Origin of the sequence: Blautia sp. AM47-4 (genome assembly GCF_003479865.1) — a bacterium.
In the GTDB taxonomy this organism is placed as follows: domain Bacteria; phylum Bacillota; class Clostridia; order Lachnospirales; family Lachnospiraceae; genus Fusicatenibacter; species Fusicatenibacter saccharivorans.
This window is the reverse complement of sequence record NZ_QUHY01000017.1, coordinates 73,619-86,727: the sequence shown is the minus strand read 5'-3', so window position 1 is coordinate 86,727 and position 13,109 is coordinate 73,619. Positions and strand designations below refer to the sequence as shown.

General features: G+C 43.4%; 10 protein-coding genes and 1 CRISPR repeat array. All 10 genes read right to left on the bottom strand.

Features of this window, described 5'->3' with window-relative positions:
• Positions 1 to 516: 516 nt before the first annotated feature.
• The 10 genes from radA to cas9 all read right to left on the bottom strand — a co-directional run bounded on the left by radA (position 517) and on the right by cas9 (position 12,956).
• The gene (gene radA / locus DW965_RS12260; RefSeq protein WP_118640954.1) at positions 517 to 1,896 is read right to left on the bottom strand and encodes a DNA repair protein RadA; all 1,380 of its coding nucleotides are present in this window, start codon (positions 1,894 to 1,896) and stop codon (positions 517 to 519) included.
• Between the two features lie 73 nt (positions 1,897 to 1,969).
• A complete protein-coding gene (locus DW965_RS12255) occupies positions 1,970 to 2,383 on the bottom strand; it encodes an endosialidase (protein ID WP_118640956.1) in 414 nt (137 codons plus the stop codon).
• A 103-nt stretch (positions 2,384 to 2,486) separates the two neighbouring features.
• A complete protein-coding gene (locus tag DW965_RS12250) occupies positions 2,487 to 4,961 on the bottom strand; it encodes an ATP-dependent Clp protease ATP-binding subunit (RefSeq protein WP_117762143.1) in 2,475 nt (824 codons plus the stop codon).
• Positions 4,962 to 4,977: 16 nt separating this feature from the next.
• On the bottom strand, positions 4,978 to 5,364 hold the full coding sequence (locus DW965_RS12245) for a GntR family transcriptional regulator (protein WP_117510240.1): 387 nt from the start codon (positions 5,362 to 5,364) through the stop codon (positions 4,978 to 4,980).
• Positions 5,365 to 5,443: 79 nt separating this feature from the next.
• A complete protein-coding gene (locus DW965_RS12240; RefSeq protein ID WP_118595508.1) occupies positions 5,444 to 6,208 on the bottom strand; it encodes a type III pantothenate kinase in 765 nt (254 codons plus the stop codon).
• A 225-nt stretch (positions 6,209 to 6,433) separates the two neighbouring features.
• Positions 6,434 to 7,063: direct repeats of the CRISPR family, unit length 36 nt; unit sequence GTTTGAGTACCATACATTTTTACATCATTCTCAAAC.
• A 63-nt stretch (positions 7,064 to 7,126) separates the two neighbouring features.
• A complete protein-coding gene (gene csn2, locus DW965_RS12235; protein ID WP_117510242.1) occupies positions 7,127 to 7,801 on the bottom strand; it encodes a type II-A CRISPR-associated protein Csn2 in 675 nt (224 codons plus the stop codon).
• The gene (gene cas2, locus DW965_RS12230) at positions 7,798 to 8,103 is read right to left on the bottom strand and encodes a CRISPR-associated endonuclease Cas2 (RefSeq protein ID WP_118640958.1); all 306 of its coding nucleotides are present in this window, start codon (positions 8,101 to 8,103) and stop codon (positions 7,798 to 7,800) included. The genes csn2 and cas2 overlap by 4 nt, the downstream gene beginning before the upstream one ends.
• A gap of 11 nt (positions 8,104 to 8,114) precedes the next feature.
• On the bottom strand, positions 8,115 to 8,981 hold the full coding sequence (gene cas1, locus DW965_RS12225; protein ID WP_117814296.1) for a type II CRISPR-associated endonuclease Cas1: 867 nt from the start codon (positions 8,979 to 8,981) through the stop codon (positions 8,115 to 8,117).
• The gene (locus tag DW965_RS22180) at positions 8,978 to 9,253 is read right to left on the bottom strand and encodes a Cas9 endonuclease PAM-interacting domain-containing protein (RefSeq protein WP_256372859.1); all 276 of its coding nucleotides are present in this window, start codon (positions 9,251 to 9,253) and stop codon (positions 8,978 to 8,980) included. The genes cas1 and DW965_RS22180 overlap by 4 nt, the downstream gene beginning before the upstream one ends.
• Positions 9,195 to 12,956: a type II CRISPR RNA-guided endonuclease Cas9 gene (gene cas9 / locus DW965_RS12220; protein WP_256372857.1), complete on the bottom strand. Its 3,762-nt coding sequence runs from the start codon at positions 12,954 to 12,956 to the stop codon at positions 9,195 to 9,197. The genes DW965_RS22180 and cas9 overlap by 59 nt, the downstream gene beginning before the upstream one ends.
• Positions 12,957 to 13,109: the final 153 nt, after the last annotated feature.

Below are 13,109 nucleotides of genomic sequence, written 5' to 3'. Positions count from 1 at the left end.
ACTGTTTTAAGGATCTTTCGATCGTTTTGAATTACTTATTCAGAACTTTCGAGGATGTGTTTCACTGTTTAATTATCAAGGATCTTTGCTGTTCCGACTCGGATCAGCTCATTTATTTTATCACAGAACTTTTCGTTTGTCAAGAACTTTTTTAATTTATTTTTTGAAGCTCTTTCGAACTTCTTTGCTGTTCTCTCGATCAGCAACTCGTTTATTTTATCAAACTCATTCGCTTTTGTCAAGAACTTTTTTCAGGTTTTTTTGAAGCAGTTTTTGCAACCCGCGGCAGCCACCCGGCTCCGAACTAAGTTTTTCTGTTTCAAAAGAACTCATTCGCATCAGCTCTCGCTGACAGCTTAGTTATAATAACACCGCCAAAAGCAAAAGTCAACACCTTTTTTCGAATTTTCTTATTTTTAGAAAAATATAGTTAATTCTGCATATTTTATATTTTATCTGAATTTTTTAAAAAAGACCGTACGCATCACACGCCGGTCCTTTTTCCACAACTTCCTTCTAATTTTTCCCCACGCGCAGAATCGCATCCTGAATATTTTCCACCGGAATCAGTGCGATTCCACCGATTTTCTCCACGGACTTCATGCAGACAGCAGGTAAAATCACCCGCTCGAAGCCCAGTTTTTTTGCTTCCAGTACACGCTGTTCCGCCATGCTGACGGCGCGGACCTCACCGCTTAAGCCGACCTCGCCAAATACGACCGTTTTCTCATCGATCACCTGATCTTTGTAGCTCGATACGACGGCAAGTGCGATGCCAAGATCGATCGCCGGCTCATTCATCTTGATTCCGCCTGCGATGTTGACGTAGGCATCGCTTGTCGAAAGATTGACTCTTGCGCGTTTTTCCAGCACTGCCATCAGCAGGTTCACACGGTTGAAATCGCATCCTGCTGCGGTGCGGCGCGGGATTCCGAAATTACTGTGGCAGACCAGTGCCTGAATCTCGATCAGGATCGGGCGCGTTCCCTCCATGGAGCATGCGACAACCGAACCGGAAGCTCCCTCCGGCCGTCCGTTCAGCATGTACTCCGATGGATTTTTCACTTCCACGAGTCCCTCTGTCTGCATTTCGAAGACGCCGATCTCATTTGTAGAACCAAAACGGTTTTTGACGCCGCGTAGAATCCGGTAGGACGCATGACGGTCGCCCTCGAAGTACAGCACGGTATCTACCATGTGTTCCAGCACACGTGGGCCGGCCACATTACCGTCTTTTGTCACATGACCGACGATAAAGATCGAAATTCCCATTCCCTTTGCAATCTGCATCAGCACATTCGTCGATTCCCGGACCTGGGATACACTGCCCGGCGCGGAGCTGACCTCCTCGTTGTACATGGTCTGGATCGAGTCGATGACGGCAATCTCCGGCTTCTCTTTTTCCATGACGGCGCGGATGATGTCAAGATTCGTCTCACAGAGCAGGGACAGATTTTCATTAAATTCTCCGATCCGCACGGCGCGCAGTTTGATCTGGCGCAGGGACTCCTCGCCGGAAATGTATAAAACCTGATGTCCTGCTGTGGACAGCATGCGGCACACCTGCAGAAGGAGTGTGGATTTTCCAATTCCCGGATCGCCGCCGACCAGTGTCAGGGAACCCGGCACGATTCCTCCGCCGAGCACCCGGTCGAGTTCTCCGATTCCCGTCGGGATACGCTCTTCTTTTCCTGTTGAAATTTCCGTCAGATGCACCGGCTTTCTGCCCGCTGCGCTGTGGCTTCCGAGCCCCTGGTTTCCCGCCGGTGTTTTGGCCGCCGTCGGTTCCTCCACAAACGTATTCCATTCTCTGCACGCCGGACACTGGCCCATCCATTTTGCTGACTCATATCCGCAGTTCTGGCAGAAAAAGGCTGTTTTTTTTGCTTTTGCCATAGTTGTGTCTCCCTTATAATTGTCAAAAAAAGCTGCCGCACACGTTCTGCGACAGCCTTCTTTTCTTATTTCATCATGCTTTTACGATTTCTACTGCTACATTCTCTGCTTTTTCCAGCTCTACGCTGAAGGAAAGTTTTCCGCCGAGGTTTGTGGTCATGTGGCCAACGTTTACACCGTCGAGCAGCACCTTGTATTCGGTCTCTGCTTCCATTTCAACGGTGATCTGTGCATCCTCCGGTCCTTCTACTTTGAAGGTCATGCCGCCGTCGAATACGTTCAGATCGGTAACTGCGGTTCCCGGAACAGATTCGTATACGAACAGTCCGTTTCTCTCCAGCTTTGTGATTTCCTTAAAGGTTTTTACTTTATACAGATCTCCTCTGTGCTCAAAATCAGATTTTTTTGCCTTTGCCGCAAGCTCATAATCTCCGAAGCTGATGCCTCCGTCTGCCTCTGTGCGGATTAATTCTTTTACTACTGACATTTGTAAATGCCCTCCTGGTCTTGTCTTTTGTGGTGTTTCGTTTGTTTGTGAAAATCATACCATAATCGAAAAGATTTTACCATATAATTTATGGAATTTTATATTATTTTTTCTCAAGAACCTTAAATGTAATCTCTTTCTTATTCATTCCAGCCGCAACGGTATCGCCTTTTTTCACTTCTCCGTTCAGGATGGCTTCTGCGAGCGGATCCTCAATTTTGCTCTGGATCGCGCGTTTTAACGGGCGGGCACCGTACTTGCTGTCGAAGCTGTTTTCCACGAGATATTCTTTCACGGTGTCACGGACTTTCAATTCAATGTCCATCTGCTCCTTGCAGCGGCGCTCCAGATCTTTGAGCAGAATCTGCAGAATCTTCTTCATATCCGCCTTGGTAAGCTGATGGAATACAATAATCTCGTCGATTCGGTTCAGGAATTCCGGCTTAAACATCCGTTTGACTTCTTCCATCACCTGGCCCTTCATGTATTCGTAGTCTTTCCGCTCATCTTCTGTCGAAAGGAATCCAAGGCGTTTCGGCGCTACAATGTTCTGTGCTCCGGCATTGGATGTCATGATAATGCAGGTCTGTTTGAAATCAACTTTTCTGCCCTGCGCGTCGGTGATATGGCCATCATCAAGTACCTGCAGCAGAATGTTGAACACATCCGGGTGAGCTTTCTCGATCTCATCGAACAGGATCACACTGTACGGGTTGCGGCGCACTTTTTCAGAGAGCTGGCCGCCTTCCTCGTAGCCAACGTATCCCGGAGGGGAACCGATCAGCTTGGAAACGCTGTGTTTCTCCATGTATTCCGACATATCAACGCGGATCAGGGCCTGCTCTGTACCGAAAACTGCCTCGGCGAGTGCTTTGGAAAGTTCTGTTTTTCCGACACCGGTCGGTCCAAGAAACAGGAAGGATCCTGTCGGACGGTTCGGGTCTTTTAATCCGACTCTGCCTCGTTTTACGGCTTTTGCCACAGCTGTCACGGCTTCTTCCTGGCCGACAACGCGTTTATGGAGTGTCTGCTCCAGTCTTGCCAGACGTTTCGATTCTCCTTCCGCGAGACGCTGTACCGGAATTTTCGTCCAGGTGGATACGGTTTTTGCGATTTCTTCTTCTGTTACCTGCAGTTTTTTGTTTTTGCAACGGCGTTCAAAGCGTTTTCGGATCTGCTCCAGATCTTTTTCGAGCTCCTGCTGGCGCGCCTGCAGTTCTTTTGCCTGCTCAAAATCGCCGGTACTGATCGCGGATTCTTTTTCTTTCTGTACTTCGAACAGTGTCTGCTCCTCTTTTGCCATGTTGTCCGGCACCTGGTAGCCGGCGAGCTGTACGCCTGCGGATGCCTCATCGATCAGATCGATGGCTTTATCCGGCAGGAAACGGTCGTTGATGTAGCGGACGCTCATTTTTACGGCTGCTTCCAGTGCTTCATCGGTGATTTCCACGCCGTGGTGGCGTTCGTAGTATGGGCGCAGGCCTTTTAAGATATCAAGTGCTTCGCTTTCCGTCGGTTCTTCTACTTTCACCGGCTGGAAACGGCGCTCCAATGCGGCATCTTTTTCGATGTATTTACGGTATTCTTCGAGCGTGGTTGCACCGATGAGCTGAATTTCTCCGCGGGAAAGGGACGGTTTTAAGATATTGGATGCATCGAGTGCTCCCTCTGCACCGCCGGCCCCGATGATGGTGTGAAGTTCATCGATGAACAGCAGAATATTTTCATTGTCCGTCACTTCCTTGACGACACGTTTGATACGTTCTTCGAACTCACCGCGGTATTTGCTTCCGGCTACCATTCCGGAAAGGTCAAGGACAACAACTCGCTTATCGCGGATCGTTTCCGGCACAATGCCAAGGGCAATCCGCTGCGCCAGACCTTCCGCAATCGCCGTTTTTCCGACACCCGGCTCTCCGATCAGACACGGGTTGTTTTTTGTCCGGCGACTTAAGATCTGAATGACACGCTCAATTTCCTGCCCACGGCCGACAACCGGATCGAGTTTTCCTTCGCGCGCAAGCTCAGTTAGATCCCGGCTGTACTGGTCCAGTGCCGGCGTTTCGCTGGTCTGCGCTCCACCTCTTGTCTGCGGTCCGCGGCCGGTATTTGCATTTCCGCTTGCACCGCCCTGCAGCGGTGCCTCGCCCATGGCAGTAAGGATTGCTCCATATAGTTTCTGAATGTTGATCCCCATGGTAAAAAGCAAACGGGTAGCAACACAGTCACTTTCTTTTAAGATTGCGATCAGCAGATGCTCGGTTCCCACAGCTCTGCTCTTAAAACGCGCTGCCTCCGCTTCTGCATTTTCAAGCACTCTGCGTACCCGCGGAGTATAGCCCGGTCGGGATTCGGTCACGGTGTTTCCGCCTGGTGCAATCAGACGGTCAATCAGTTCGGTAAGCTGTCCGGCATCTACGTGAAACTCAGAAAGCACCATGCCTGCTGTGCCATCCTCCACGTTCAGAAGTCCGATCAGAAGGTGTTCGGTTCCTACGTAATTATGTCCACATTTTTCAGCTGTCCTAACCGCATATGCCAGTGCTTTTTTTGCCTGACTGGTATATCCTTCTCTCATAATACTATTGTCTCCTTCATGTTTCGTCTGCGTAATTGCTGTAAATTTCATCTACAAGCTGATGTACTTCTTCTTTTGATATATTTTTGCAGACGGCTTTTGCAAGAATCACCTGCAGATCTTCGCGCAGTTCCTGCATGGCATACAGTTTATCCGCATCGATAGAGATAACGGCTCCTTTTCTTCGGTCAATCGAAAGAAGCCCCTCCTGCCGGAGTACGCTGTAGGCCTTATTTACGGTATGCATGTTGATACCGATATTGTCTGCGAGCTGTCTTACCGAAGGTAGAGTATCTCCTTCCTGAATTCTGGAAGTGGCAATACCCAGAATAATCTGATTTCTCAGCTGGATATAGATCGCTTCATCGCTGTTGAAATCGATCTGTATTGTCTCATAATACATAGTTACACCCTGCTTTCTCGTATCGTTTTGTTATACATATGTTATAACAATTCGCAAACTTTGTCAACAAACGGTTTCCCTACCTGTTTTTCTCGTAGATGATCTGAAGACCTTTCAGGAGCAGATTCTCATCGATGATGATGTCATGTCTGCAGTGCGGAATCACAGCTTTCGCCAGACCTCCGGTAGCCACAATCGTGCATTTGCAGCCAAGTTCTTCTTCCATCCGTTCGATCATGCCGTCGATGCTGGCAGCGTTTCCATAAATCATACCGCCTTTCATACAGTCCAGCGTATTTTTGCCAATGACTTTTTTCGGTGCTGTCAGACTGGTCTGGCTAAGCTGCGCGGCATTTGATACGAGAGCATCCAGCGAAGTACGAAGTCCCGGAAGAATCACGCCTCCGATGAAGCTTCCTTTCTGATCAAGTACACTCATCGTCGTGGCAGTTCCCATATCGATAAGAATCTGCGGACATGTGTATTCATTCAGCGCTGCTACTGCTACAACAACAAGATCGCTTCCTGCCGTTGCGGGGTCGTCCAGTTTGATATTAAGTCCGGTCTTCACACCGGGGCCGACAACTTTGACCGGCTTTTTAATCACTTTTTCTGCCGCACTCCGGCAGAGCTCTGTCACCTGCGGAACAACGGAAGAGATGATACCTCCTTCGATCTGCTCCACCGGAATCTCATACAGTTCCAGTACATTTTTCAGGCTGACTGCGTATTCCAGCTCTGTTTTTGCCTTGTCCGTGGAGAGTCTTTCGATGAAGTATGTTTTTTTCCCTTCCACACACCCAAGGACGATGTTCGTGTTGCCGATGTCTATTGCAAGGATCATGATTCAGGTTCCTCCTGTAAAAACTATGAAATGAAATTCTTGTGGTTTTATTATACATGGTGCGGCGCTTTGAGACAAGGAAAAAGACAGCAAGAAAAAGACAATTAAGTCGATTTCATACTGTCTTCTGAATATTTCATTTTGAATTATCTATTCTTGTTGTTCACAAAAATAAATTTTACATCATTCTCAAACGTACGATTTAGCAGAATTTGCCCTGAAAATGTTTGAGTACTATACATTTTTACATCATTCTCAAACCATTACTTACAGATTTAGGGGAGGTGGAAAGTTTGAGTACCATACATTTTTACATCATTCTCAAACGACAACACGACTGGACAACAACAAGAAAAAGTTTGAGTACCATACATTTTTACATCATTCTCAAACCCGGAAACGACATTGGAGGGTTATCGGATTGTTTGAGTACCATACATTTTTACATCATTCTCAAACTAATATAAATATAACCCTCTTCGTAATACTGTTTGAGTACCATACATTTTTACATCATTCTCAAACCTGGCTGATGAATGGCGACGCTTGCGTCCTGTTTGAGTACCATACATTTTTACATCATTCTCAAACCCAGCAGACACACGACGCCGTGACACTGAAGTTTGAGTACCATACATTTTTACATCATTCTCAAACAGTGTTGCAAGACAGTCGCCCTCATGGAAGGTTTGAGTACCATACATTTTTACATCATTCTCAAACGCTTTCTGTTCTCATTGCTCACTACTCCTTGTTTGAGTACCATACATTTTTACATCATTCTCAAACAGGCGGCAAATTGGGACTCTGACGGCATTTGTTTGAGTACCATACATTTTTACATCATTCTCAAACCTCAAATTTAAAAATGAACTGCTTTCATCTGCACAAAACAGGTACTCAAACATCCGATGGATATTAATAGACATCACATCCATCTTTGTCAATTATATAATATTCTCTCTGATTCGAAAAGTCCCTTTGTATATTTTCTATGAAAAGCAAGGATATTTCATAGTAGCATGCCATTTGGGAGAGTTTGTTTATTTGTGTTTCGTTCAGATAGGATCGAATATTGACTAAAATCACCAGTTCTTTTTGGAGAAGTTCGGCCATAACTTTGATATATTGCGTTAATTTTTCCAGAAGTCCCATCTCTTTTTCGGTTTCTGTCTGAACTCCCATCAATTTTAGGAGTGCGCTCAAATCGATTTCCTCATTTTGTTCCAATTCGTACCCACTGACAGCTTCCAATTGATAGATGTATTTCTTCAGTTCCGCAATAATTCTCTGTGTTTCCAGAAACATTTCTTCATTTTGCGCACTTTTGACCAGCTCTGTAAATAACCGTTTTTGTATTCTGTGATCCGCAAAATCAAGAGAAAAGGGCGTTAATACCAATTCCACATCTCTTTTCATATTCAGCTCTGTGTCAGCTTTAGAAAGTACGAAATTTCCCTCCTCTCCCTGATTTTGTTTTTGCAGCTGCTCCACATATTTTAAAAACAGCTCCGGTGATTCTATAATCCATTCCGTGGGACAGTTCCGATGAATCGCAATAGGTTTTTCCAAGTCCACATGTACCAGTTTCATAAAATCACCAGCCTTTCATCCGTATTCAACACTTCGCTCTTTACGTTCCCAACAATCAGATCCATTTTCGCATACTGCTTCTCAGTCACCGTTAAAAGCTGTAGCAGGCCTTCTTCCGGCTTATTTTTATGAATCTGATCCACGATTCCATTCACTGCAGTTGTATTTAACGCAAGCTTACAGTATACGGATTCCTGGAGCATCAGGAATCCGCTTTTCAATAAAAACTTTTGAAATCTCGCATATTCTCTTCTCTGATCGCCCGTCAGCACCGGAAGATCAAACAGTACCAATACTCTCATAAAACGATAACTCATAGGCCGTAAAACCGGATCAATGCACTGTCATTCTCATTTAAGGCATCAAATACACTTTTACAGTAAATTTTTATGGCATTATTCACATACTGTGTTTTCCCGTCTATCATGACTTCGTTGTTTAATACATTGACCAATTGTATTTTTTCCTCATGCGTAAATTCTTTCCTCTGCATTTGGATTACTTCCCGGTCAATCAGGACACGGAACGGTTCCATCAAATCGGACGCCAGATTAAACTGATTAAACATATTATCATGAAAGAGTCCGAGCTGTGTAATATAACCGCTCGCTACAATTTCTCTCGCAAACGCAGACAACAAAATGCTATATCCGTAATTCAGCGCTGCATTTTCCGGACAATCCGCAGTTCTGGTAAATGTCATACCGAACAACGCATTAAAATATACCTTTGCCGCATGCCCTTCCCGGTTTGTCTCATCGTTCCAGCCAATCTCCTGTAAATATGCTTCTAACAGACCCGCTTCTTCCTTTCCCAGATTTTTTAACAGTTCCTTCTGTTTTCGTATTTTTTCCGTCACAATCTCTGTCCAGATCGCTTCTTTACTGTGCCGGCTCCACTGAATCTGCTTTCTGACCTTATTGCTGGTATCATGACTTCCGTAATACCCAACCAGTTCCGACGATGGATTTCTCTTTTCATCGCAAAAAATCACTTTTATTTTCTTTTTTGTCAGCTCTGCCAGCAGACTTGTTGTGACTGTTGCTGCTGTTGACTCAATCAGAATGGTTGATATTTCACTTAAATGTATTTTTGTTACTTCCTCATTTCGCACCACAAGATAACCAAGCTGATAGTCCAGCTTTGCCCGTTTGGAAATAACCACAATCCGCCAGCTCATAATGCATTCAGGTCTACTGCCTGCTCGTAAATACCGGTTGGCGATTGATGAATCATTTCGATTCGACTGCAATCGGTTATATTTTTGTTGAGATACAAAATTCCTGCTCTTCCAGATCCTCCAATTAATTTCAAATCAGCGGTAACACTCTGGCACTGGAAAAAATGTAAAATTTCATACAAAACGATACACTTTTCTTCTATGCATAATTCTTTAAATTTTTCTCTTTTTTCCGTTAATGTCTTTGCCTGTGCTCCAAGTTTTTTTGCTATATACCGTATTTGTTAATTTATTTAAAAAGGTTTCATACTGCATCACCACCTTCTTTTCTTCTAAATGGTCGGAATCGTAAATTTTCAGTTCTTTATTCTGTTTTTTACGTTCCACGTACTGTACTATTTTTTTCAGTATTTCCATTTCTTCCTGGGAAAGTACCAGCTGATTTGCACCTTGCATCAATAGCTGATCTCCTGATCTTCCGGAAACCCACATATAAAATCCGTCCACACAAAACAGAGTATCTATTTTGATTTCCGGCACCAGCACTCGCGGATTCTTTAACTGTCTTTCCTCTTCCAGATACCGAATTATATTTTCTTCTGACTTCTGAATTTCCTTTTTCAGACGAATCGGCACATACTCGATTGTTCGTATTTTCTTTCCCTTTTTGCCCTCCGATTCTGCCAGTACAAAGTAAGCTCCCGCCTCTTTGTTATATCCTCCATACTTCTGTATATCACAAAGCCGTTCATCACTGCTCTTGATCGGAACCTGACCTTTTCCTTTTTTGACAATCTGCTGGTCAAACAATGCACCTGTTGCCTCATACGATCTTCGCGTCACAAGAATGTTGTTCTTTTCCATAAACTTTCGAACTGTCACAATGGTTCCGTTCCCGCCTTCCCAGGCAATTTCTCCGTTTCGTTCAATTCTTTCCTGTTCAAACATCTTCTTCAGATTATAACTTCTTCCCGGATTTTCCTTAATGAAGTGAATCGGATTTGATGTGAATTTTACAAAATATGCGTTGCCAACGACAATATTCAAATAAGCATCCTTCGCATGATGATAATCATTCATCTCCCGTACCTTCAGAAATTTAAAATCCTTACGGAACTTTGAAACGGTTGGCGCTTTCACATAAACAATCTGTGTATCCGGGATCACCTGCTGCAGAATACTTGCTGCCGCTTTTGTACTCTGACGAGTTTCCACCAGCTGCCTGGAAATAAATCCAGCCAATTCAGACGGTTCAAATCCGTTTCTTCTTATCAGCCGTTTATATTTTTCTTCACTGATCAATCCGGCATCCACTAAAGATTTCCAGAATGGCTGCATTTTTTTCCGAACTGTTTCATCGATCGGATATTTATCCTCTTTCATCTGATTACACTTTTTCTTTACAAGTACCCGGTTATCCAGGCTATCATCCATCACTTTGGACTGTGGAAAAATATGATCAATGTCATACTTCTGATTATCCCACAATTCCTCCAGTTCAATTGTTTCACCGGAATACATGCATTTTCCTTTTTGCGTATAATACAAATACAGCTTGTCTCTTCTCATTTCCGCATCGGAACGTTTTTCAATCTCATCTATCCAGTCTTTTTCTTCCGCTTTACATTTTTTATAGAGTTCCAGCAGTTTCTTTTTTCTTGAAGAGGTTCTTCCCTGATCGGTTTTTTCTCTTGCCATTTCTATAAAAACACGTTTCGGTGGGTTTCCCATTACTTTACAGATTTCCTTTACAATCAAAAGGCTCTGCCAAATCTGCCGCTTCACTGCCGGTGATACGTAAAGTTCCTCGACTAATTCATACGAAATATCCCGTTTTTTCTGTTCGTTTCCATTCTTTTCTTCGATTGCCGATGCAAACAAATATTTTTCGCTAAGCAGTTGCATCAGATTGTCATTCGTCTCCCACAAAGCCCGAATAATAGACCATGCCTCTCCCGTTTCCGGTGCCGGTGCTTCCGTCTCTTCCAAAAACACTTTTGAGAGTCTTCCCCAACCACGATACGGCAGTTTACTTATGCTGTCTCTTTGTTTTTCTGTCAACTCCGGAAACAGTTTCTTTAATCTCTGTTTCAGTATCGCTTTATCATCTCCAAACAGCGTTACGTTCAGGATGATGCATTCTTTTTCCGCCTGGTTCAGTGACAGATTTGTTAATTTCTCTTTAAAGTCATGGTATGCCGTAAGAGAACTCTTGAAATCACCATCAATTCCGGTAATTTCAACTTCTTTTCCGGTAATTCCTTCTTTCACTAAATAGTTTTTCAGTTTTTTCTGTGTAACTTTTCTGCTTTTCTGGAATACTTCTTCATATATTTTCTGTTTCTGCTCTACAGATATCTTTTCTCCATCCAAACGCAGATTATTTAATTCATTTAAAACTTCGTATTTGCTATACAGCAGAGAATACTTTGGTAAAACATCTTCACTTGGCAGATAAGTACATTTATTCGTCATTCTTCGAATAAACTGCTCTGCACTTGCTTCCAAATCTACCATCTCATCGAAGTTCCATGGATATATTTTGCCTTCTTTTCGTACCGCCCAGTTACTCTTCTCCCCTTTTTTTCGAATTCCGTTTAAGGGTCCTACGTAGTACGGAATGCGGAATGTGAAAATCTTTTGAATCTTCTCTCCATTCTCTTTCAGTAGCGGAACTTTATCTTCCAGATTTTTCAGGATTGCATTTAATTCATATAAATGAATCTGATACGGAATGACACTGTTGTCTTTTACAGTCTGTTTCGGAAGAAACGTTCCCATTTCCATTTCCTTCTGCATACAGGATACTTTCGTCACATCTGATATCTTGCCCAGAATATTCTTTTTCAGATAACCGTAAAAGTCTTCCTGACTACATTGTTTTGGTGCCTTGATATACGCATAATAATTAGCTTTTTCATCCTTTTTTGCAAACAGTCTCTGATATTCTTCCCTTGAAAGATTCTCTCTGACCAGCTTTTTCAGATCTTTCAGATCTTTTTTATGCTTTTCATAAAGTGCCACTTTTGCCTCTGAAAGAGAAGAATAGTTCTGCAAAATATCAGCCAGAACAGCCCAATCGTACACTGCTTTTGCGTGTTCAATTAATACATATTTTTCTCCCAGCTCTGCTTCGATCTCTCCAGCGTATTCTTCATAACCTGCATCTGCGAAGCAAAGTTTTGGCCGTTCCAGTGTATCCATCTGTTTTTCCCCAAACAGATTTCCCAGTTTTGCTGTTCCACCGGTAATCAATCCCAGCCACTCTTTTTCACAGGATGTTTCTGCCCGCATTGCTTTTACTGCTTTTGTCTTTTTCGCAGATTTGGTCAATGTCCGGTCTTTTAAAATTGCCTCTATTTCCTTGCTTCTTTCCACTCCAATCTCGGAAGAAAAGCCAAGTTCTTCTGCCCTCACTGCTTCAAGGAACTGTTCAAATGTTGTCTGAAATTCTCTTACCTGTTCGATATTTCCGTTTAATAGAAAATGGCCTCTGTGTTTCATCATATGATGCAGAGCAAGATATATCAGGCGAATATCAGGCGTTTCGTCAGTTTCCATTAACCATTTTCTCAGATGATAGATGGTTGGAAACTGTTTATGATATTCTTTGTCTGTGTAATCATCATCCGCAAACAATGCATAGGGAAGTTCTGGACACTTTCCCCGCCTGTCACGCTTATCCTCTGGCCAGTAACGACTCTCTTTCATTCTGCGAAAAAATCCATCATCTATCTTTTCTACTTCTTCCGCAAAAATTTTCTGCAGCAATTCTATTCTCCAATTACGACGATCCAATCTTCGTTTTGCTGTCCGAAACCCTCTTCTCTCTTCTGCAGTCTGTGCACTGTCAAATAGCCGTACACCCCAAAGTGTTTTTCCATGTGCGCGCAAAATTTCGTACTTCTCATTTGTCACAGCCCATCCAACCGAACTGCTTCCCATATCAAGTCCGAGATAATATTCCCCTTTCATCTATTCTTTCCTCCATTTTCTACATTTTATCTAATTTTACCATATATTTTGATTTTTTACATCTTTTCTTTCCTATTTTCAACAATTCTACTTCCTGGTTCTTGCTGTTCCCACAGTACTGAATCATAACCATGTTTCATTTCTAATTTTAGA

What these genes read in the sequence shown, in the direction of transcription:
- radA (WP_118640954.1), bottom strand. Translation starts at nt 1,896, where the DNA reads ATGGCAAAAGCAAAAAAAACAGCCTTTTTCTGCCAGAACTGCGGATAT.
- DW965_RS12255 (WP_118640956.1), bottom strand. Translation starts at nt 2,383, where the DNA reads ATGTCAGTAGTAAAAGAATTAATCCGCACAGAGGCAGACGGAGGCATC.
- DW965_RS12250 (WP_117762143.1), bottom strand. Translation starts at nt 4,961, where the DNA reads ATGAGAGAAGGATATACCAGTCAGGCAAAAAAAGCACTGGCATATGCG.
- DW965_RS12245 (WP_117510240.1), bottom strand. Translation starts at nt 5,364, where the DNA reads ATGTATTATGAGACAATACAGATCGATTTCAACAGCGATGAAGCGATC.
- DW965_RS12240 (WP_118595508.1), bottom strand. Translation starts at nt 6,208, where the DNA reads ATGATCCTTGCAATAGACATCGGCAACACGAACATCGTCCTTGGGTGT.
- csn2 (WP_117510242.1), bottom strand. Translation starts at nt 7,801, where the DNA reads ATGAAACTGGTACATGTGGACTTGGAAAAACCTATTGCGATTCATCGG.
- cas2 (WP_118640958.1), bottom strand. Translation starts at nt 8,103, where the DNA reads ATGAGAGTATTGGTACTGTTTGATCTTCCGGTGCTGACGGGCGATCAG.
- cas1 (WP_117814296.1), bottom strand. Translation starts at nt 8,981, where the DNA reads ATGAGCTGGCGGATTGTGGTTATTTCCAAACGGGCAAAGCTGGACTAT.
- cas9 (WP_256372857.1), bottom strand. Translation starts at nt 12,956, where the DNA reads ATGAAAGGGGAATATTATCTCGGACTTGATATGGGAAGCAGTTCGGTT.